Raw genomic sequence first — 19,972 nt, forward strand, 5'->3', positions numbered from 1 at the left:
TAACAGTCGTTTCCAGCTGTTATCCCCCAGTATGAGGCAGGTTGCCCACGCGTTACTCACCCGTCCGCCACTAAGATTTAACAAGAATCCGCCGAAGCCTCATCAGCGTTAAATCTCCGTTCGACTTGCATGTGTTAGGCACGCCGCCAGCGTTCATCCTGAGCCAGGATCGAACTCTCACGTTTAAAAGTTTGATCTGACAAAGAACTAAAGCTTGGCTTTTGTTCTGTCCGTTATTTACTAAATCTTTGTTCTGAATAATTCTCTTGGAATTTTTCAGGGTTGCATTACTGTTTATTTGTCAATGTGCTGATAATTATGAGCCTTACTAGTTGCATAAGGCAACGCAGAAGGAGGGATTTGAACCCTCGCGCCGCTATTAACGACCTGCACCCTTTCCAGGGGTGTCTCTTCAACCACTTGAGTACTTCTGCAAAATAGTTGATTCACAATAATTATATTATTGTAGCAGCGTGTTCATAATTAAGCGGAGCGAAAGGGATTCGAACCCTTGTGGCGTTGCCGCCAAACGGTTTTCAAGACCGCCTCGTTATGACCGCTTCGATATCGCTCCGAGTTGTCTTATTAAGTTTCAATAAGAACTAGCTGTGCTTGAGAAATTTTTGTTCTCGCCGCAGCGCAAGAATTATATTAACAAAGGGTGAGCCCTATGTCAACAACTATTTTCAACTTTTTTCAAAAAATTACAAAAAATTTTCAGGACGTGAATTTTTAAACTCTTTTCTGTATGATTTTTGCCCCTTCAGGAATATCACCTTTTATGACGCAACCCGCACCAATAACGGCTTTGCGGCCAATCTTGGTTCCTCTTAGTATGGTGACATTAGCACCAACCCAACAATCATCAGAAATTTCGACTTTTGAGCTCAAAAACTCCTCATCACTCTCATTTTTGAAGTTATGATCGTGATCTACAATGACTAAATTGTTTCCAAATTTGCAGTTATTACCAATCTTAACGCTTTCTGTTGAACTGATACTTGCCCCTGTATTAAAGAAGCAGTGGTCGCCAATCTCAATATGACCGCCATCAGCTACAAGGTAGAGATTGCCTCTGTTTTGATTGTAGCTTCCAAGACTGATGCTGCCTTTTTTGTAGATCTCAACATGGAGTTTATCAAAGGTCTGTATAGCTCCAGCCTTGAACCTTCCGCCGAATCTGACCTTTCTAAATCCCATTCCTATTGCATTTTTTAAATACAAAAACGGTGATCTCATAAAGTCCCTCACATTCTTTATTTCAAGATTTCCTCATACACTCTTTCAAGCTTTTCCACATGGGCATCAAATCCAAATCGTTCTCTGGCGATAGCTAGGCTAGCCTTAGAAGCCGCTTCATACTTCGATCTGTCTTTTAACAGATCTGCAATAGCTGATCCTATAGCCTTAGTATCTCCTGCCTTAGACAGCTTGCCGCTCACGCCATCATCCACCAGCTGTGGGATGCCGCCAACCTCTGTTGATACAACAGGAAGTCCATAGCCCATGGCATCCAGGATAGACATTGGAAGCCCCTCCTGATATGAAGGTAGCATGAAAAGAGCTGCTTCCCTCAGGAACTTGTCTTTGTCTGCGCCGCGAACCCATCCAGGAAAAGAAATTTTTTCTCTTTTAGAAGTCTCATATACAGCCTCTTTTATAGCCTTTTCATCTGTTTCAGAGCCGCTTCCACAGAATATAAACTTGATATCAGGGTCCGTAGACTGCGCCTCTTTTACAATATCAGCAAAGTCATATCCGCCCTTGCGCTGTCCCAGTTCCCCCAGGAAAAGAACCTTCTTGTCCCCAAAGCGCTTATCTACTAATGGTTCTACTTCATCTTCCTTAAGAGGCTTGGAGTAGTTCTCGATCACGGTCATCTTATCCACAGAAACAACCTCAGACATGGTAGTTTTCCACTCTTCTGATAACACAATGATCCTGTCGAATTTGCCATATATCTTCTTAATTGTAGATTTCTTTTTATCTGATGCCTCTGTATAAAAAGACTTAAAATCTGCCCCGTGAAGGTGATCAACCACCGGAATGCCGCGCTTTTTGGCCATAAAAAGAAATGGCTGCATCCTATAAAAGCTTGCACCAAAGGAAGTATGCATGTGAACCAGTTCAGGCTTAAACTCTCTTAAAACCTTTGAAAACTCCGCATATCCCTTAAGAGCCTTAGTAAGCTTTTTAAGTTTTGAGCCATTGCAATAAGATTCCACATAACGTATATCGTAGTCCTGCTCCAGCGCGCTACCATAGTAGCCACTTGTAACCGCTGCTATTCCGCCCTGAACGTCAGGCTGCTGAACGATCATACATATTCTCTTTTTCTTGTTATCCAAAGTATCCATCCCCATCGCGCCATGCAGCTCACATATTTTTAAGAATAGCTTCCGCTGCAGGAATATCCTCCGGTGTAGTGATCTTTATATTAGTGTAGGAGCCCTCAACAAGCTTAACCTTTTTATCCGAGAAATACTCAACAACCATGGCATCATCAGTAATATTGATACCCTTTTCAATAAGCTCACCTTCTTCGCGGTCAAGCCTCTGATAGAGGTCCATTATCATCTTATAGGAAAAGATCTGCGGAGTCTGAATAAGCCATGTCTTGTCCCTATCAGGTGTCATGCTGGCAAAGCCATTGTCATCAGCAATCTTGATAGTATCCTTAACAGGCATGCCAATTACACAGGCACCATACTCCTTAACTGCATGAAGTCCCCTTAGAATGATATCCTCAGTCACAAAAGGTCTAGCACCATCATGAATAAACGCATAGTCACAATCAGGAGCTGCTGCCTGTAATCCCAGTCTCACACTGTGATATCTAGCAAGACCGCCCTCAACAATAGCAACAACCTTCTGAAAACCAAACTTCTCCACAATCTCACTTCTTACGAAGTCTATATCTCCTCTAGACACAACTAAAACAATGTCATCAATAACACTCTCTTCAAAAGCTTTTAAAGAATAATAGATCAGTGGCTTTCCACCAATCTCCATATACTGCTTCTTAACATCCGACTGCATCCTACTACCACTACCTGCAGCCAACACCACCGCAACTGTTTTCATACTCTACTCCTATTATTTTCTGAGCGAAAGCGTCCCTGAAATGATCACGAACGACATAAAAGAACCTTTCACAACGACCTCTTATCACTGTCTTCCGTGGAATCTACGTTCGCGGTCTCCGAGAGGGAGGTTTGGCACTGCATTCATGTCAAGGCCGAAACGTACACCCTTTTGGTACTCGTAGTAAGCCGCTGCTCCGATCATTGCCGCATTGTCTGTGCAAAGAACCGGTGATGGTCTGTAAAAGCTTATCTTGTTAGCCTCACACTCTTTTTCCATAAGCTCTCTAAGCCCAGAATTAGACGCAACACCTCCAGCTATTGCTAGCTTGTTGTATCCATATTCCTTGCAGGCCTTGATAGCATGTGATACCAAAACCTCCACTACAGCCTTCTGGAAGGACGCCGCAACATCAGCCTGGTTAAGCTCCTGCCCCTGCATCTTGGCCTGATTTATATAGTTAAGTACTGATGATTTTAATCCGCTAAAAGAGAAATCATACTCCGCATCGTCAATCTTGGCCTGTGGGAATGTAAAGGCGTCAGGATTACCCTCTTTTGCCGCCTTATCGATCTTGGGCCCACCAGGATATCCAAGGCCGATTGCTCTTGCAACCTTGTCAAAGGCTTCGCCAGCCGCGTCATCTCTGGTTTGACCGATAATCTCATACTCTCCATAGTCTTTTACAACAACAAGATGTGAGTGTCCACCTGATACCACAAGGCACACAAATGGAGGCTCTAAGTCCTTATTTTCAATGAAATTAGCACTGATATGGCCCTCAATATGATGAACGCCAATTAAAGGCTTCCCTGTAGCAAATGCAATAGCCTTAGCCTCAGAAACGCCCACCAAAAGAGCTCCTACAAGACCAGGTCCGTAGGTTACAGCAACTGCATCAATATCATCAAGGGTAACTCCTGCTTCAGAAAGAGCAGTCTTGATGCATCCATTCATCTTCTCAACATGCTTTCTGGATGCGATCTCCGGCACAACGCCGCCGTAAATAGTATGAAGAGCGATCTGAGAAGATATGATGTTTGACAGAACTTCTCGGCCGTTTCTTACAACTGCTGCCGCTGTCTCATCACAAGAACTCTCAATAGCAAGGATAGTCACATCGCCGTCCTTCTTTGAAGTACTCTCCTTGGCCTCTTCGACCTTATTATCTTTTATAGACATGAAGATAACGCCGTCATCTTCTACGTTTTTCTTAATTTCCATTACTAATTCCTCAGCGCTTAAGGTTACTTCCAAGTTTCTTTAGCGCCTCTGCCTCTTTTAACCTATTACTACTTGTCAAAAATTCTCTGTCATCCTTGCTGGTAAGCTGGATAATATCCGTTTCAAGGGACACATCGCCAGGATGGAAAAGAACCTCTATCTCATTAAAGCCCTTATCTGCCATTGTGTCTGCTGCCATAGGCAAAAGTGCCTTAACATTCTCATAAAACATATGCCCAGAGAGCATAACTCCCATGAACATCTTCCTCTCAAGGTTCATCCCAGCAAGTTCCTCAGCATATTTGCGCTGATTTCTGCGAACAAGACAATTAAGGACCATAACCTTTACTATATTAAGCATTTTCACGTCCTTGATGTTCTTTTTAGCCTTCTGATAAACCGAGATTTCCTCTCTAGGGAATCTGATATAGGAAACCTTCAGCTCTTTTTCCTTGATGACATCCATAAGGGCGTCGAAGACCACAGGAATCATGTGATAATGCACATGTCCGTCAATTCTGAAGCTATCGCCGTTCATATATGGCTCGCAGGCCTTTATCTGTGCAGCAATCTCTTTCTTTAGTTCTCTGCGATAAAAGAGCCTTAGAACCGGAATATAGCTTATTAAAAAGAGCTTCACAAAGCTGTCGTTGAAATTTCCAAGCTTGTCAGTAAGTCTTGGAACCTTGTCGCCCATTAAGGGCTTTCCTTCTACTATATTGAGATGGACCGTGACAAAAAGCTTTTCCCTAATGTCAGCAATCTCATCCATACATTCTTTTAAATATGGGCTGTTTGGCATGATACTGATGCCATTTAGTACGCCCGTCCTGTAACAATCGATTATGTGCCTACTCTGCTCTGGAAAAAGGCCATAATCATCAGCATGATACTCTATCACTTTTACTTAACCCTCGTTGTTATCTTTTGTTATCCAGCCTAAGATCTTCCATCTGCCCTCATCGTCTTTTCTCAAAACGAACTGATAATACAGAAGGATTCTCTGGCTTCCTTTTCTCATGGTAAAAAGGCAATCAACAGAACAGATATCGCGGCCATCCTTGGTAAAGATCTCCGGATTCTTTTCCTGAACAGCATAGGCTGAAATGCCGTAGTCCTCAGCTTTTCTGCTTGAAACCTCATTTTTGATAGAAGACTGAAGATTGAACTGATTCTCCCTAAGCTCATCATCAAAGATTCCGCCCAGGACATCGATCATCTTGGTCTCCTGCTCGTCTGTATACTCTTCCTTATAAAGAGTCTGCATGATCTTGGCGTAAAGGTCTACAACCTTTCTAGGATTCGCAGGATAGTTCTTGCTAAGATCCGTAGTTGTGATCTCATCAACTGTTGTCAAAACATAGTTTTCCTCGGCAGGAGCTTTCTTATTCCTGGTCAAAAGAAGATAGAATCCAAGAATAATGATCGCTGCCAGCACCACTAAGACAATTGACTTTATGATTGCTGATTTTGTACCGCCCTTTTCCATGTTCCCCTCACTTTCTAGTCTTCAAAACGTAGTTCAACACTTCGTCCATCCTTGGCTGCCACTGTGTTTCCAAAGATCTTCTTGGTCTCTGGCATGAATTCTGCAGGATTTACAAGTGATGGGCTGTAGTGAGTAAGCCACATCTCTTTTACCTCTGCACTCTTTGCCATCTTGGCTGCCTCGTAGAATGTCATGTGCTTGTATTCTCTAGCCTTGGCAATCTTGTCTGGCTCGCCATACATACCTTCACATATGAAAAGATCTGAACCTGCCGCATTAGCTACAATGCTGTCTGTAGGTCTTGTATCCGTAACATAGGTAAGCTTGATGCCCTTTCTGGCTTCACCAAGAACCATGTCAGGTGTAAATACCCTTCCATCCTCTGTTGTAACTTCTGCGCCCTTCTGCAGGCTGTTCCAATATCTTCTGTCGATACCTGCTGCCTGTGCCGCTTCTACATTGAACTTGCCCTGTCTCTTAAGGGACATACTGTAGCCATAGCAGGTAATGTTGTGATTAACTCTAAATGCTTTGATGCTAAATCCCGGCATATTCTCAGGATCTGGCTCGAATTCTACTTCAGGTTCCGTAAGCTCTTTGAACTTTATCTCAAATGGAAGCTCCGGAGCGATGACTCTAAGGGAATTAACTACCTTTTCAAGTCCCTTTGGTCCGATCATCAAAAGAGGTTCTGTCCTCTCTGCATTTCCCATAGTAAGAAGGAGTCCAGGAAGGCCGCTGATGTGATCTGCATGATAATGAGTAAAACAGATAATATCAATTGGCTTTGCACTTATTCCCTTCTTTTTCATGGCAATCTGCGTAGCCTCACCGCAATCGATCAGCACGCACTTGCCGTTGTATCTCACATTCAAAGAAGTGAGAAAACGATTTGGAAGAGGCATCATTCCGCCGGTTCCAAGCAAACATACATCTATCATAAATTATTTCCTTTTCCAATATATAACAGCATCATCCTTGGGCTCGTCGTAAAAGCCAGGTCTAACTCCCTCGCTGACAAATCCAAGTCTCTCATAAAGAGCTATGGCAGGCGCATTAGCTGCTCTAACTTCCAGAGTATAGCTCTCAATTCCAATGCCCTTGCCTCTTTCAAGGAGCTGTCTGAGCATCTTGTAGGCCACACCTTCTCTTCTGGTATCAGGAGAAACTGACACATTTGTGATCTCACCTTCACCTGATATATTCTGAACTCCGCATAGTCCCACGATCCTTCCTGCCTTTTCAGCAACAAGGTAGATGGTATCGTCTCTTGTGAGGGCATCCAGGAGCTGTTTCTTGTTCCACGCCTCTTTTCCCAGATTCATCTGCTCTAGGTTGTAGGCATCATCGATGTCCTCTGCAGTCATCTCGCGAACTCTGATGATTCCAGGTGCCGCATTTCTAGCCTTGTCAGGCTTAGCCTCGGTATCCTTGCCTTCCTTGGCTTCGCGCTCAGCCTGTGATAGTCTCAAGTAATCCGGCGCAAAGTCATCCCCAGATATCATGCGGCCTTCCTCAGCATACACTGCTGCAAGAGCAGAAAGAGCTGCTGCATTTTGTCTGTTCTGGTGAAGTGGTGCTATAGAATAAGGAACCTTGATAAGTTCCTCAAGCTTGTCATGATAAACTGGAACGCCATCGCCCAAAAGAACTACTGGCTTGCCGATCTTGTTGATCTCATCTGCGATATTCTCAACAGATGTAGCAAACTGTTCGTGGAGAACCATCATATCAAAGGTCCTCTCAAGGCTCTTTCCCTCAGGTGTCTTGGGCACAAATGTATAAAGACCTGTGTACACCTGATTCCTTCTGGCATCCATCATAGGACAGATGATCTTCTCAACTCCGTATAAGTTATAAGCAATTCCATCAACAGTAGGAACTGGAATGATGGGCTTATTAAGGGCAAGAGCAAGACCTTTGGCGGTCGCGCTTCCGATCCTGAGTCCGGTAAAAGAGCCAGGGCCCATAGCCACAGCTATTGCATCAATGGTAGAAAGATCAAGGTTGATCTTCCTCACCATATCATCAAGCATAGGCATCAAAATCTCTGAGTGTGTAGTTTTGTACTGTATCGAGAACTGTGAAACAAGCATATCGCCATCAGTAATGGCTACAGCACCCACAAGTCCCGATGTATCAATTGATAAAATCTTCATTGTATTCTCACATCATTTCTTGGTCATTGTAATAAGTCGATAGTCAAAGCCCTTTTCAAGGTTCTTTTCAATAACTATCTCTGTATAATGTTCAGGCAGGATTTCTTCTATTAAATTAGCCCACTCGATAAAGCAGATGCCATCGCCATAAAAATAGTCTTCATAGCCGATCTCATCCATCTCGCTGACGTCGCCAATCCTGTAAACGTCAAAATGATAAAATGGAAGCCTTCCGCCATCATGTACCTGAACTATGGTAAAAGTCGGACTGCTGACAGGGCCATCGATTCCAAGTCCCTTGGCAACTCCCTGTGTCAGCACTGTCTTGCCAACTCCAAGGTCGCCCACAAGAGTGTACACCATTCCAGGAGTAGCACTCTCGCCTATTCTCTTTCCGACTTCAAAAGTTTCCTCCGCACTGAAGGTCTCGAGTTTAGTAACAATTCCCATATCTTCCTCGCAAAAAGTCATAATAATCCACTTGTAGTATATCACAAAAAGAGCCTCGGTAAATAACCGAAGCCCTTTTTAAACATTATAGGTGGAATTTGCTTTATTATTCGTTTGCTGCTACTGTCTTACTTTTCTTTGCTGGCCCAAAAGCCTCTGCCTTGAGGATTGGGCTAAGCTGCTTGTAAATAAGGAAAGTGATAACGCTGTGGATGATTCCCTTTACAAGGTTAAATGGTGCTACGCAGAACAGGCAGAATGTAAAGACATTATCTACAAATGAGTAGATAGCTGTTCCTGCGCTCAAAATATTCTCAACTCCGCCAAACATAACTGCGTAAGCTGGGATCATGAAATATGCATTAAGGAATGCTCCTGCAAATGTGATGAAAAGTGTTGCTGCAAGACAACCAATAAGTGCAGTCTTTCTTGTCTTTTTAAATCTGTAGATGATAGAAGCAACTGATACAAAAGACGCTCCGATCAGGAAGTTTGCAATCTCACCAACAAATGCTGATGTTGTTCCCTGCAGAAGAATATTGAGTGTTACCTTTACGAACTCAACCATGACACCTGCAAATGGACCTGCTGCAAATCCAACAACAAGAGCTGGAATATCGCTAAAGTCAAACTTATAAAAGCTAGGTGCGATTGGAAGTGGGAATTCAATAAGCATAAGCACGAATGCTATTGCTGAAAAGACACCAATAATTGATACCTTTCTGATGCTAAGAAGCTTCTCAGGTTCCTTGCCTTCCTTAATGTCCTTTTTGGAAGCAAGCTTCTCCGCAAAGATGCTGACTGCAAATGCAATCACCATTAGTACTACCAGCGCAAGGAAATGCTGCCAGTTGCCTGTGATCAGGCTGAATAGACTCTGTTTTTCTTTCATTTCTTCCTCCTTAGGTTCGGGGAATGAAACTGCGCCTTGTCCTGTTGTAATAAAAAAGCCCCAAGTCTAATTAATAGACTCGGGGCACCACAAACAAAGCTCATACTCATTCTTCTCTCATCCAGACTATACTGTCGGTTTTGGAATCTCACCAAATCAGCCACCAAAGTGGGTCGCGGACTATACCGCCGGTTGGGAATCACACCCTGCCCCGAAGAATTATATTTTTCTAATAGAGATAATAGTTGGTAATCGGAATGTTGTCAAGGGGAGAATTTCCCAAATTCCTTTCTCATCTCTTGTTTGACAACCCCTATGCGTATATTTATACTGAGTATATATGCTTTATCGTCTATAGGTGACTTATGAAAAAATTTGATGTCAAAGAATTGATGCCTGGAATGGTATTGGCAGAAGATGTCTTTGTTAGTGAAAATAAAATACCTTTATTTGAAAAAGGCGACATTCTTTCTAGTAAGGATATTGCAAGGCTCACCTTTTACTCTGTAAACGAAGTATCTGTCGAGACACAGCCTGTACAGAGTAAACCTACTCCTCCGCCTGATCTTCCAAATCTCCACAAAGAAACAAGATCAAAGAGAATACAAGCCTCAAAAGAGTTTAGAGAATTCAAACAGGACTTTGAAAACTGTACTGAAAAGTATGCTCATACTTTAAATGACATTCTGGAAAAGAATAAAGAATTTGAGTTAGATGAGCTGATGGCTCCAATCTATCAGCTTATGAGCAAAAACAAAAACACTAATTCTGTTTTTGATATGCTCCACAACTTAAGGCAGTATGATGACGCAACCTATGCTCATTGCATAAATGTAGCCCTGATTTCCAATATTTTGGCTCAGTGGCTCAGATATGATAAAGAAGAAATTGAGCTCGCTACTCAGGCAGGTCTTTTCCACGATATTGGAAAACTGATGATTCCAGATTCCATTATCAAAAAGAAAACCAAGCTCACCGCCGATGAATATGAAGAGATAAAAAAGCACCCTCAGATCGGTTACGATTGCATCAAAGACTTTCCTCTTAGCAATCACGTCAAAAACGCCGTTTTAATGCATCATGAAAGATGTGATGGCACAGGATATCCAAGTAAGCTTACAGGCCCTCAAATGGACAAATTTGCCAAACTTATATCCATTGCCGACGTATATGATGCCATGACCAGTGCCCGCTATTACAGAGGCCCTCTTTGTCCATTTATCGCTATAGCAACCTTTGAAGAAGACGGCTTCCAAAAATATGACTCCGAAATGATCCTAGCCTTCCTTCAGAACATAGTTAACACCTATATTTCTGATACAGTTCGCCTTAACACCGGTGAAATAGGCGAGATCATCTTCATAAACCGCAATAACTTATCCAAACCAACTATTAAGATTGGAAATCAATACATAGACCTTTCCAAGACGCACAATGTCTATATCGAAGAGATATTATAAAAAATAGCCTAGGACTAAAGTCCTAGGCTAAAATATTATGCGTTCTTAAGTTTAAACTTCTGTACGTCGTAGTCGGAATCAACCTTCTCGATGTGAGCACCAAGTTCGCGGAGCTTCTGGTCGAAGTCCTCGTAGCCTCTCTCGATGTACTTGATATCCTCTACTGTTGAGTATCCATCTGCTGTAAGAGCTGCGATTACAAGTGCTGCTCCTGCACGAAGGTCTGGTGCTGAGATCGTAGCGCCGGTGTACTTGTCTACACCCTCGATGATAGCTGTGCTACCTTCAACCTTGATGCTGGCTCCCATTCTGGTAAGCTCATCAACATATCTAAATCTGTTCTCAAATATACTCTCTGTAACAATACTGATACCACTTGCAAGACCAAGTGCTACAGTGATCTGTGGCTGCATATCTGTTGGATATCCAGGATATGGAAGAGTCTTAACGTGTGTGTTAGTAAGTCTCTTAGTAGCCACTACTCTGACAGCATCATCAGATTCATGGATCTGACATCCCATCTCTATAAGCTTGGCACTGATAGACTCAAGGTGCTTGGGAATAACATTCTTGACTGTTATATCACCCTTTGTCGCAGCTGCTGCAAGCATAAATGTTCCTGCCTCTATCTGGTCAGGAATGATAGTGTACTCTGTACCGTGAAGCTTGTTGGTACCAACGATCCTGATAACATCTGTACCAGCACCCTTGATATTAGCTCCCATACTGTTAAGGAAGTTAGCAAAATCTACTACATGTGGCTCCTTGGCAGCGTTCTCAATGATAGTCTTGCCCTCTGCCATAGCTGCAGCCATCATGATATTGATAGTAGCACCTACGCTGACAACATCAAGGTAGATGTGACTACCTACAAGGCGATCAGCCTTAGCATGGATGATATCCTGAATAGTAACTTTAGCTCCAAGAGCAGTGAAGCCCTTGATATGCTGGTCGATAGGACGAAGTCCGATGTTACATCCACCAGGAAGAGCAACTCCTGCCTGCTTGTACTTACCAAGAAGGGCTCCTAAAAGGTAATAAGAAGCTCTGATCTTCTTGATATAATCGTTTTCAATTGTATAATTGCGGATCTGTGAGGCATTGATCTTGACTGAATGCCTGCCAGTCCTTTCAACAAATGCACCAATACTCTCGATTGCCTGTAACATAGCATTAGTATCAGAAGCATCTGGCATATTATCTATATATACGGTCTCATCCGTCATGGTTGCGGCTGCAAGGATAGCAAGAGCAGCGTTTTTGGCACCGCCAATCTCTACCTCACCAACCAGCGGAACTCCGCCTTTTATTACATATTTTTCCATAGGACTCCCATCCCAAAATTCACAAAATTAACATATTCGCCAAATACTATTAATATCACAATATTAGTAGTGTGTCAAAGAAATGGACTTAGTTCAGGTAATTAAGCGGGTTCACCTGAGAACCATTTACAAGGATCTCAAAATGAAGGTGTGGTCCGGTTGAAACACCGGTATTTCCTGAAAGTGCAATCTTCTGTCCCTGACTTACACTCTGTCCAACAGTTACTAACACCTTAGACAAATGTCCATATCTGGTCTCTCTTCCATCTGGGTGTCTGATGTATACGCAGTAACCGTATCCACTTCCCCAACCAGCTCTTGTAACAGTACCTGATGAAGAAGCAAGAACAGCAGTACCAACTGGAGTAGCCCAGTCAACGCCCTTGTGGAAAGAACTAGCACCCTTGGTAGGTCTGTTTCTTTTACCAAATCCTGATGTAAGACGTCCACCAGAAATAGGCTTGATATACGTAGGAGGAACGATAGTACCCCTCTCTACGATCTTAGGAACAGCCTTGTAAGTGATTTCTTCCTTCTCGATCTCTCTAGAAGTCTCACTCTTGTCTGTATATGTGATCTGAGCAACTACCTTTCTATGTCCGGCAGATGGCTCCTGTAAAACCTTGGTCTGGGTTGTATACCATGAATCGTTGTCTACGTACTGAACTTCAGCCTCGTAGTCCTCTTCATAGTACTCCTGAACTGTATAAACAACTGAAAGCTCAGGTTCTGGAACTGTAACAATAAGTTCGTCCTGAGTTCTGATCCTTGTGAACTCATCCTCCAAAGACTCGTTCATTGCGATCAGGTCAGCAACAGTCAGATCATACTTGGCTGCGATAGTACTAAGTGTATCGCCTGCCTGTACTTCATAGATCTGATTAGTCTCTTTATCCTTGGTAACATCATCAATAGCAGTTCCAAGGTCTGTGATCTCAAAATCAGGAAGGTAACTCTCCACGATCTCAACCTTGTCGCCAAAATCAATGCTCATAAGTCCCAGCTCATAGTCTGAGAACTCCTTATCATAAGCAATTGGAGCAGCTTCCTTGACCGTCTGCGTCAGCATCTGTGAAACACCGGCTTCTGGAAGAGCTGTTCTCTGGTCTTCTTCCTTCTTTTCAACTTCTGCTTTGCTAAGAACAACAGGAGTCAATACATTAACTTCTCTTGTAGGATCAAGCACAAGATCAACGTCGTACTCATCCTCTGTGTCATAGTTAGAAAGAGCTGTCTCTAAGAGCTGCATAACCTCGCTGATATCAGCAAGATTGACTGAAAACTCATTGATCTTGATAGAGTAAGCTCTGTTAAGCGTAGACTTAACGCTTCCCTTCAAAACCTCTATCATGTTGTCAGCAACTTCCTGTGGGGAATCAACAGTACCCAAAACCACATTGCTGCCTTCTATAGTAAGGTCTGATGTAGCAAGTGTGAGCTCGTCACTCTTAGAAGCGATGGCTCTTCTGGCTCTTCTGTAGGCATCGTATGCGTCATCCTTGGAAGCAACTGTTCCTACAGGCTGTCCATTTAATAATATGGTAAAAATGTTATTGCCGCCCCTCTGGTACTTGACCATGCTGGGCATCAACAAGATCCACAAGAATATAACTACAAGAGTAGAATGTAAAAACCATATTCTAATCTTATTTCTAAAAACCGTATTTCTAAAATTCATAGCAAAAAAAATCTTTCCGTAGTAATTATAGAATTCCAAAAATCCTCAAAATATTTATAACTAGATCAGCTCCTGCAACGAGGAGAGTGATGATGATAAGTGGCAAAAGGCCACTATTCTTGCTCTCAACTGCATACTGAAGAGTCTCAAGCTTAGTATCTAACTCCTTAAACTCCTCAGCAGTCTTCTCCTGCTGCTTATTTATAAGAGCCTGTACATTTCTATATGTCTGAACTCCGACGTCATGTGTCTTGGAATCGCTCTCCTCCATCTTCTTGGATAGAGCATCTTCTACCTTCTTGGTAAAAGAATCTGTGGCTTCATCCATCTTTTTGGTAAAGATCTCTGTAGCATCACTTATAGCAGACTCGACCTCAGCCTGTGAATTAGCCTTGATCATTTCCTGAGCACTTAACTTCTGCGCAAGTTTGTCCATAATGTTATCCACAATATTTCCTCCCAACATAAGTTACATCTCCTTCTATTCTGCATACATAATAGCTTAGCATTCATTATGCAAATTAGACAAGATAATATTTGAAAAAATTCTTTTGTTGTACACTTTTACTATTTATTCATAATCAGTTCATAATTTATTCACAATTTCCTTGTATATTAATAACATAGCCGAAAGCGATACGGCAATACTGAATAAGAAAGATAGATTTTTTCATAATAGGCCAGGTGCGGGAAACCGTGTCTGGCCACTCCTCATTAATTGGATTACTCCCTTTCTATGGCAAGAATTTCCTCATTTAACTGAAGCATACGCGCGTCAAGGTTGGCAACCATCTCCGCACATTCTGTAAGTTCCTCGTTGATATGAACAGGTGCCTTTCCTTCGAACTTGTACTGGATCTTGTGCTCAAGTGAAGCCCAGAAGTCCATAGCTACAGTTCTGATCTGAATCTCAACCTTAACGTTTACAATCCTGTCTGAAAGATATACAGGAAGTGAAACTATCATATGATAACTTCTGTAGCCGCTGTTCTTTGGATTCATAATATAATCCTTAACAGTGATGACCTGAATATCCTTCTGATTACTGATCATCTCAGCAATCCTATAAATATCCGAAGTAAAAGAGCAGATGATCCTGATACCGGCAATATCATTGACGTAGCGTACCATATTGCCGATCGTAGACTCATATCCGTTTCTTTTTAGCTTTTTTACTATACTTTCAGGAGCCTTAACCCTTGCCTTAACATGCTCGATAGGGTTGTATCTGTGAACCTCCTGAAACTCCTCATTCAAGATCTCGATCTTGGTAGTGATCTGTTTGAGTGCAGCATTATAAAGAAGGTTAACTTCTTCCCAAGTATTAATGTCATCTGCGATATTTGTACTACTTGCTGCCAAATCTAATTCCATAAGTAATCCCTCATACCCAATAGTCCTTATTCATGGTACAAGCCAGAATTAAAGGACGTGGGAGCTTTTTGTAATTCCTTCCCAATTTGTAACCAAGCCATCTGCTGCCGCACATAATAATGTAATGTGGGATCAGATAAGACTTTCCAATGTGTCTGAAATGATCGATAGTCTGTCTCACCATCTTTTTGCCCTCAGCCTCTGAGCTGATGGCTCCAAAAATTTCAGGATGGTCAGTCTGAGATACGCCAAGGTCAAAGTTTCTGTGGAACTGCTGCTTGCAACTGTAGTTGTGTGAGTGAATAACACCAGCTTCAGGAACATAACAGATCGCATAACCATTCTGACAGGCTGTTCCTGCGTAGACCATATCTTCGTTGAAGATTGTCTTTTTGGTAAATCCGCCAAGTTTGTCATAGATGTCTCTTCTGTACATGGCGCATACATTAGAACAGAAGTAGGTTTTAATACCAAGCTTCTCAACATCCTTCTGAGTCTTCTTCATTGGCTCATTTGGATAGTTGAACTTTCTGGAATATCTCTCTGCCAGGTTGCAATCCGTCTTTGGGTACTGTCTTGCGTAAGCCGCAGCTACATCGCTGTCCAAAGCCTTAGAAAGACTTGCGATCAGCATCTTGTCCCTTGGGAATGCATCCTGAGTCATCATAAGGAAGTAATCAGCCTTAGAAAGAGCTACTCCCTCATTTCTAGTATTTCCATGATCAAACTGCTTCTTTGTCACATGTTCCAGAATAATATTATCATACTTATCCTGTGGATTCTCTTTTGTTTTTTCCAAAAGTTCGTCCCAATATTTCTTTTCAGTATTCATGATGATGATGTGGTCAGGTCTGATGGACTGCTTCTCAAGATCATCGATCAAAGTGAAAAGAGAATGATCAGGTTTGTAAGTAGGTATAATTACATCAATAGTGTTCATAAATCATATTCCTTTGCGCGTAAGCGCTTTCACGAAAAATGGGGCGGGCTCTTTCTATCTAGACCCCGCCCCATTAGTAAATCAAAGTATAAACTTTAGTTCAGATACTGGGATGTATCAGACTTGATCTTGTCGCTGTACTTCTGAACGTCAGGAGATACCTCATAGTTACTGTCGTTGAACAGGAACTGGTGAAGCCACTTAACGTTGCTTGCAAGGTCAACTGCTACTACGCAGCTTCCCTTCTTGCCGATTGTTCCAGTTGCTCTCATGCTCTCCTCTGGGAATCCGCCGTGATCGATAACATTGTAGTTGGCGATGTTCTTGAGAAGATCAAGGATCTCTGAAAGATCAAGTGATGTATATGTCTCATTGAATGCGTTGTTGGCAACTGTCTCAAGCTGTGAATAGCTCATGCCCTTAGCCTTGTCAAGGCAAGCCATAAGGACTGTTCTCTGTCTCTCAGCTCTCTTGAAGTCATCACCTGCTGTATATCTGATACGGCAGTAAGCTGTTGCCTGAAGACCATTAAGTGTCTGTCTGCCTGCTGAAGTAACAGGTGTATAGTTGAGCTTGAGCTCTGTAGCCATGGTCTGCTGATAACTGTTAAGGTGAGGAATCTCAGCATCTGTAACTTCGATCTCTACACCACCAAGAGCATCTACAACATCAGTAAGACCTCTAAATCCGATAGTGATGAAATCCTCAACGTCCATATCAAGGTTCATATTGAGCATTGAGATAGCCTGCTCAGGACCACCCTCAGCATAAGCTGCGTTACACTTTGTGTAGCTGTCATTACTAAGGTTAAGGTATGTATCACGATATACTGAGCAAAGCTTGATATCGCCTGTTTCATTATTGATAGATGCGATCATGATAGTATCTGATCTTGTGTTCTTGGTAAGAGCACCTTCACGGGAGTCAACACCAAAGAGGGCGATGTTAGTGTAGCTCTTCATCTCTTCATTGGCTGCAGCCTGTTCACTGATGGAGCTTGTGATCTTTTCCTCGTTCATGTTAACCTTACCAACTTTGGTAACGTCAACCTTGAAGAATACGTGGTATGCTACAACAACTAAGATACATGCGATCAATACTTCTGCAATAAGAATAGCGATTGCCTTCTTGTTGCTCTTTTTCTTCTTGGATCCTGAAGACTTTCTTGATGAAGAAGGTCTGCTACTGCTACTTCTTGATGAAGAGCTTCTTGATGCTGAACTTCTTGAATCATAACTTCCGGATCTGCTTGATGATGAACTGTGTGATCTGCTAGATCCTTCAGATCTCCTTGAAGGTCTATCATCATATTCATCGTAATCATCTCTATAACGTCTATCATTGCTTCGAGATGGTCTTCTATCATCCCTATATCTGTCATCATTTCGAGATGATCTTCTGCTGTCTCTCTCGTAGTACTCATCGTCGCGATTTGACATAATAATTCTCCTTGTCCCAACAAAATGTATTGTAAACCATTAGTATACTATGCCACAAATGTGCAAAATATACAACCCTTATCAGTATGCGTTCTTATTAATGAACCCATATCTGATGGTTCCAAGCATGATTTTTATGTCAAATGACATAGACCAGTTTTCAATATAATAGATATCATAATCAATTCTTTTTCTAATTGATGTATCCCCGCGATATCCATTTATCTGAGCCCAGCCTGTAAGGCCTGGACGAACCTGATGCTTTACCATGTAACGAGGTATCTGCTCTTTAAACTTCTCAACAAACTGTGGTCTCTCTGGTCTTGGTCCCACAATACTCATCTGACCAAACAAAATATTAAAGAACTGAGGCATCTCATCGATACTGGTCTTTCTGAGGAATGCGCCCACATTAGTAACTCGTGGGTCTCCCTTGGTAGTCCAGCCCTTCTTTTCCTCAGCTTCTGACTGAACCTTCATAGTCCTGAACTTGTACATCTTGAAGGGAACGCCGTTAAGTCCGATTCTCTCCTGCTTGTAGATGATAGGACCTTTGCTAGTTGTCTTAACCGCAATAGCCGCGATCAGCATAACTGGCGAGAATATGATAATAGCAAACAGTGAACCCACGATGTCCACAGTTCTTTTGGCCATTCTGTTAAAAGAGTTTGATAATGGAACATACCTGATGTTGATAACAGGAAGTCCCTGTACATCCTCTGTGTAGGGATTACTTGGGAAAAGAGATGAGTAGTCCGGAATGAACTTGGTATGAACACCGGATTTCTCACACTGAGCCACAAGCTCTTCAAGTCTGTCGTAATCATCAAGAGGAAGTGTTATGGTGATCTCATCGTAGCTGTTATTCTCAAGATATTCTGAAAGCTGCTCGATCTTGCCCACAACCTTGATGCCATGATAACTGGTATCAAGAGGCACAAAGTCATCCAAAACGCCTGCAATCTCGTATCCCCACTGAGGATTATTCAAAATGCGGCTGATATAACCTTCTGCTGCCCTTGAATAGCCAACAAGAAGGATATGCTTCATGTTATAGCCCTTTTTTCTGATATATCTAAGGAACTTTCTGAGAAAACCTCTCGATAACGTCGTCAAAAAGACGTTAATAAAGAAGAATATAACGATCATTCCACGGGAGAAGTTATTCTGGTGGATCATGTACAAGATAACAAGAAATCCCAGAATTCCCATTATATTGGCTTTGACAACGTCCATGAACTCATCCCAAAGCCTAAGCGCTCTCCTAGAAGTGTAGAGCTGAACCATATAATACAAAAACAGATACGCAGGAACTAAAAAATAGAGTACAGAAAAGTACGTAAGCATTGGTAAATGCTCCGCGTGATCTCTATCCCCCCATAATAGTCCGAATCTTACAAAATATGATGCCACGTAGGAACCGGCTACGATAAGCCCGTCCGCTACTACGTGCGCTCTATTTAAATGTACCTGATTGTCCTTGATCATAGTAAAACTACCCCAACTAGTCTGGCCAGGTTGATCCACAGTTCAAGCTGCAGCTTCAAGCTGCCAAACAGTTCTTTTTTGCCAAATCTGACTCTTTTTTGAGAGCCGGCAAATATCTTGGAAAAGCCCTTCATTATCCCCTTAATATGAGCCATTCCAAGTCCTTTTTTCATGTAAAAGACATGCTTAATGATAATGCCAAGCAGTATCAGAGGTAAGTTTATTATTATCTGATATGCAGGCATATTTTTATAGATTAAGTATAAATTATTTCCTGCAGTTAGTTCAACCTTAAATGCATTGTATCTTGATCCGCTTGAGGCACTTCCAGCGTGATAAACTATGGCTGAAGGCTCGCAGACATTAACAAAACCCTTAAGTCTAGCTCTGTAGCCAAGGTCCACATCCTCAAGATAGCAAAAATGTGCTTCGTCAAAATAGCCAACTTTTTCAAAGTACTCTTTTCTGTACATTGCAGCTCCTGCGCAGGCAGAAGTCACAGCATCGATCTTGGTAAAACGGCTGCTATCCTTGTCCTTACCAGGAGTAAATGCCCATCCAAAGGCACAGTAAAGGTCGCCGCAGTCATCAATATTGTGTGGCTCCTTAAACTGAAGCATCTTGGCCTGAGCGCTGAAGACTTTCACGCGTTTATCCATGCATGCAACAAGCTTTTCGATTGCCTTTTCGTCGCACCTCGTATCATCATTTAAAAGAAATACATAAGTGCTGTCAGCATCCTTGATACCCACATTTACCGCATTAGCAAAGCCTGTGTTGTCCTTAAGCTCAATAACCTTAACTTCAGGAAAATCCTTTTTGATAAGATCGATACTGCCGTCAGTTGAGCCGTTATCCACAACTGTCACGGTAAAATCCTTAAAAGTCTGCTTTTTAAGGCTCTTTATGCAATCTGGAAGATATTTTTTTCCATTATAATTTGGTATTACAACGGTAACTTTACTCATAT

The 19,972-nt window shown here is 42.2% G+C and carries 19 protein-coding genes, 2 tRNA genes, 1 rRNA gene and 1 riboswitch; of the genes, 1 reads left to right on the forward strand and 21 read right to left on the reverse strand.

Annotated elements, in window-relative coordinates:
* The 13 genes from BLS24_RS10740 to BLS24_RS10800 all read right to left on the reverse strand — a co-directional run.
* Positions 1-185 (reverse strand): 16S ribosomal RNA (locus BLS24_RS10740); the annotation flags it as partial.
* A 160-nt stretch (positions 186-345) separates the two neighbouring features.
* Positions 346-434, reverse strand: a tRNA-Ser gene (locus BLS24_RS10745).
* A gap of 54 nt (positions 435-488) precedes the next feature.
* Positions 489-574, reverse strand: a tRNA-Ser gene (locus tag BLS24_RS10750).
* 158 nt (positions 575-732) lie between these two features.
* Positions 733-1,239 carry an acyltransferase gene (locus BLS24_RS10755; RefSeq protein WP_091758922.1) on the reverse strand — a complete coding sequence of 169 codons (507 nt, stop codon included), beginning with the start codon at positions 1,237-1,239 and terminating at the stop codon, positions 733-735.
* A 17-nt stretch (positions 1,240-1,256) separates the two neighbouring features.
* Positions 1,257-2,348: a glycosyltransferase family 4 protein gene (locus tag BLS24_RS10760; protein ID WP_091758924.1), complete on the reverse strand. Its 1,092-nt coding sequence runs from the start codon at positions 2,346-2,348 to the stop codon at positions 1,257-1,259.
* A 28-nt stretch (positions 2,349-2,376) separates the two neighbouring features.
* Complete coding sequence (ispD, locus tag BLS24_RS10765; protein ID WP_091758926.1) at positions 2,377-3,084, reverse strand: 2-C-methyl-D-erythritol 4-phosphate cytidylyltransferase; 708 nt, start codon at positions 3,082-3,084, stop codon at positions 2,377-2,379.
* A gap of 84 nt (positions 3,085-3,168) precedes the next feature.
* A complete protein-coding gene (gene tsaD, locus BLS24_RS10770; protein ID WP_091759088.1) occupies positions 3,169-4,266 on the reverse strand; it encodes a tRNA (adenosine(37)-N6)-threonylcarbamoyltransferase complex transferase subunit TsaD in 1,098 nt (365 codons plus the stop codon).
* Positions 4,267-4,318: 52 nt separating this feature from the next.
* Positions 4,319-5,209, reverse strand: coding sequence for a ChbG/HpnK family deacetylase (locus BLS24_RS10775; RefSeq protein ID WP_091758928.1), 891 nt, complete (start codon positions 5,207-5,209; stop codon positions 4,319-4,321).
* A gap of 6 nt (positions 5,210-5,215) precedes the next feature.
* Positions 5,216-5,797, reverse strand: a complete 582-nt coding sequence (locus BLS24_RS10780; RefSeq protein WP_091758930.1) for a DUF6715 family protein — start codon at positions 5,795-5,797, stop codon at positions 5,216-5,218.
* Between the two features lie 14 nt (positions 5,798-5,811).
* The gene (locus BLS24_RS10785; protein ID WP_091758932.1) at positions 5,812-6,738 is read right to left on the reverse strand and encodes a ribonuclease Z; all 927 of its coding nucleotides are present in this window, start codon (positions 6,736-6,738) and stop codon (positions 5,812-5,814) included.
* Positions 6,739-6,741: 3 nt separating this feature from the next.
* Positions 6,742-7,956: a tRNA (adenosine(37)-N6)-threonylcarbamoyltransferase complex dimerization subunit type 1 TsaB gene (gene tsaB, locus BLS24_RS10790; RefSeq protein WP_091758934.1), complete on the reverse strand. Its 1,215-nt coding sequence runs from the start codon at positions 7,954-7,956 to the stop codon at positions 6,742-6,744.
* A gap of 12 nt (positions 7,957-7,968) precedes the next feature.
* On the reverse strand, positions 7,969-8,406 hold the full coding sequence (gene tsaE, locus BLS24_RS10795; RefSeq protein ID WP_071175352.1) for a tRNA (adenosine(37)-N6)-threonylcarbamoyltransferase complex ATPase subunit type 1 TsaE: 438 nt from the start codon (positions 8,404-8,406) through the stop codon (positions 7,969-7,971).
* 106 nt (positions 8,407-8,512) lie between these two features.
* Complete coding sequence (locus BLS24_RS10800) at positions 8,513-9,298, reverse strand: ECF transporter S component (RefSeq protein ID WP_091758936.1); 786 nt, start codon at positions 9,296-9,298, stop codon at positions 8,513-8,515.
* 105 nt (positions 9,299-9,403) lie between these two features.
* A riboswitch (FMN riboswitch) is annotated at positions 9,404-9,521 on the reverse strand.
* 142 nt (positions 9,522-9,663) lie between these two features.
* On the opposite strand from BLS24_RS10800, the gene BLS24_RS10805 reads away from it, so the two are divergent.
* Positions 9,664-10,758, forward strand: coding sequence for an HD-GYP domain-containing protein (locus BLS24_RS10805; protein WP_091758938.1), 1,095 nt, complete (start codon positions 9,664-9,666; stop codon positions 10,756-10,758).
* A gap of 35 nt (positions 10,759-10,793) precedes the next feature.
* Here the strand turns inward: BLS24_RS10805 and BLS24_RS10810 are convergent, their stop codons facing one another.
* The 8 genes from BLS24_RS10810 to BLS24_RS10845 all read right to left on the reverse strand — a co-directional run bounded on the left by BLS24_RS10810 (position 10,794) and on the right by BLS24_RS10845 (position 19,970).
* A complete protein-coding gene (locus tag BLS24_RS10810; RefSeq protein WP_091758940.1) occupies positions 10,794-12,083 on the reverse strand; it encodes a UDP-N-acetylglucosamine 1-carboxyvinyltransferase in 1,290 nt (429 codons plus the stop codon).
* Between the two features lie 88 nt (positions 12,084-12,171).
* Positions 12,172-13,761, reverse strand: coding sequence for a M23 family metallopeptidase (locus BLS24_RS10815; protein WP_091759090.1), 1,590 nt, complete (start codon positions 13,759-13,761; stop codon positions 12,172-12,174).
* Between the two features lie 25 nt (positions 13,762-13,786).
* Positions 13,787-14,209: a hypothetical protein gene (locus BLS24_RS10820; protein ID WP_143015169.1), complete on the reverse strand. Its 423-nt coding sequence runs from the start codon at positions 14,207-14,209 to the stop codon at positions 13,787-13,789.
* 275 nt (positions 14,210-14,484) lie between these two features.
* Complete coding sequence (locus BLS24_RS10825; protein ID WP_091758944.1) at positions 14,485-15,135, reverse strand: GTP pyrophosphokinase; 651 nt, start codon at positions 15,133-15,135, stop codon at positions 14,485-14,487.
* 10 nt (positions 15,136-15,145) lie between these two features.
* On the reverse strand, positions 15,146-16,075 hold the full coding sequence (locus BLS24_RS10830) for a glycosyltransferase family 2 protein (protein WP_091758946.1): 930 nt from the start codon (positions 16,073-16,075) through the stop codon (positions 15,146-15,148).
* Positions 16,076-16,170: 95 nt separating this feature from the next.
* Positions 16,171-17,514 (reverse strand): LCP family protein, encoded by a 1,344-nt coding sequence (locus BLS24_RS10835; RefSeq protein WP_091758948.1) that lies wholly within the window; start codon positions 17,512-17,514, stop codon positions 16,171-16,173.
* Positions 17,515-17,595: 81 nt separating this feature from the next.
* Entirely contained in the window at positions 17,596-19,002 is a 1,407-nt protein-coding gene (locus BLS24_RS10840; protein WP_091758950.1) for an undecaprenyl-phosphate glucose phosphotransferase, read from the reverse strand.
* Positions 18,999-19,970: a glycosyltransferase family 2 protein gene (locus tag BLS24_RS10845; protein ID WP_091758952.1), complete on the reverse strand. Its 972-nt coding sequence runs from the start codon at positions 19,968-19,970 to the stop codon at positions 18,999-19,001. The genes BLS24_RS10840 and BLS24_RS10845 overlap by 4 nt, the downstream gene beginning before the upstream one ends.
* Between the last annotated feature and the right edge of the window lie 2 nt (positions 19,971-19,972).

The organism is Butyrivibrio sp. INlla18, assembly GCF_900103635.1.
Lineage (GTDB): Bacteria > Bacillota > Clostridia > Lachnospirales > Lachnospiraceae > Butyrivibrio.

Excerpts from the sequence above, each read along its gene's own strand:
- BLS24_RS10755 (WP_091758922.1), bottom strand. The coding sequence starts at position 1,239 with ATGAGATCACCGTTTTTGTATTTAAAAAATGCAATAGGAATGGGATTT.
- ispD (WP_091758926.1), bottom strand. The coding sequence starts at position 3,084 with ATGAAAACAGTTGCGGTGGTGTTGGCTGCAGGTAGTGGTAGTAGGATG.
- tsaD (WP_091759088.1), bottom strand. The coding sequence starts at position 4,266 with ATGTCTATAAAAGATAATAAGGTCGAAGAGGCCAAGGAGAGTACTTCA.
- BLS24_RS10780 (WP_091758930.1), bottom strand. The coding sequence starts at position 5,797 with ATGGAAAAGGGCGGTACAAAATCAGCAATCATAAAGTCAATTGTCTTA.
- BLS24_RS10785 (WP_091758932.1), bottom strand. The coding sequence starts at position 6,738 with ATGATAGATGTATGTTTGCTTGGAACCGGCGGAATGATGCCTCTTCCA.
- tsaB (WP_091758934.1), bottom strand. The coding sequence starts at position 7,956 with ATGAAGATTTTATCAATTGATACATCGGGACTTGTGGGTGCTGTAGCC.
- tsaE (WP_071175352.1), bottom strand. The coding sequence starts at position 8,406 with ATGGGAATTGTTACTAAACTCGAGACCTTCAGTGCGGAGGAAACTTTT.
- BLS24_RS10800 (WP_091758936.1), bottom strand. The coding sequence starts at position 9,298 with ATGAAAGAAAAACAGAGTCTATTCAGCCTGATCACAGGCAACTGGCAG.
- BLS24_RS10805 (WP_091758938.1), top strand. The coding sequence starts at position 9,664 with ATGAAAAAATTTGATGTCAAAGAATTGATGCCTGGAATGGTATTGGCA.
- BLS24_RS10810 (WP_091758940.1), bottom strand. The coding sequence starts at position 12,083 with ATGGAAAAATATGTAATAAAAGGCGGAGTTCCGCTGGTTGGTGAGGTA.
- BLS24_RS10815 (WP_091759090.1), bottom strand. The coding sequence starts at position 13,761 with ATGAATTTTAGAAATACGGTTTTTAGAAATAAGATTAGAATATGGTTT.
- BLS24_RS10825 (WP_091758944.1), bottom strand. The coding sequence starts at position 15,135 with ATGGAATTAGATTTGGCAGCAAGTAGTACAAATATCGCAGATGACATT.
- BLS24_RS10830 (WP_091758946.1), bottom strand. The coding sequence starts at position 16,075 with ATGAACACTATTGATGTAATTATACCTACTTACAAACCTGATCATTCT.
- BLS24_RS10835 (WP_091758948.1), bottom strand. The coding sequence starts at position 17,514 with ATGTCAAATCGCGACGATGAGTACTACGAGAGAGACAGCAGAAGATCA.
- BLS24_RS10840 (WP_091758950.1), bottom strand. The coding sequence starts at position 19,002 with ATGATCAAGGACAATCAGGTACATTTAAATAGAGCGCACGTAGTAGCG.
- BLS24_RS10845 (WP_091758952.1), bottom strand. The coding sequence starts at position 19,970 with ATGAGTAAAGTTACCGTTGTAATACCAAATTATAATGGAAAAAAATAT.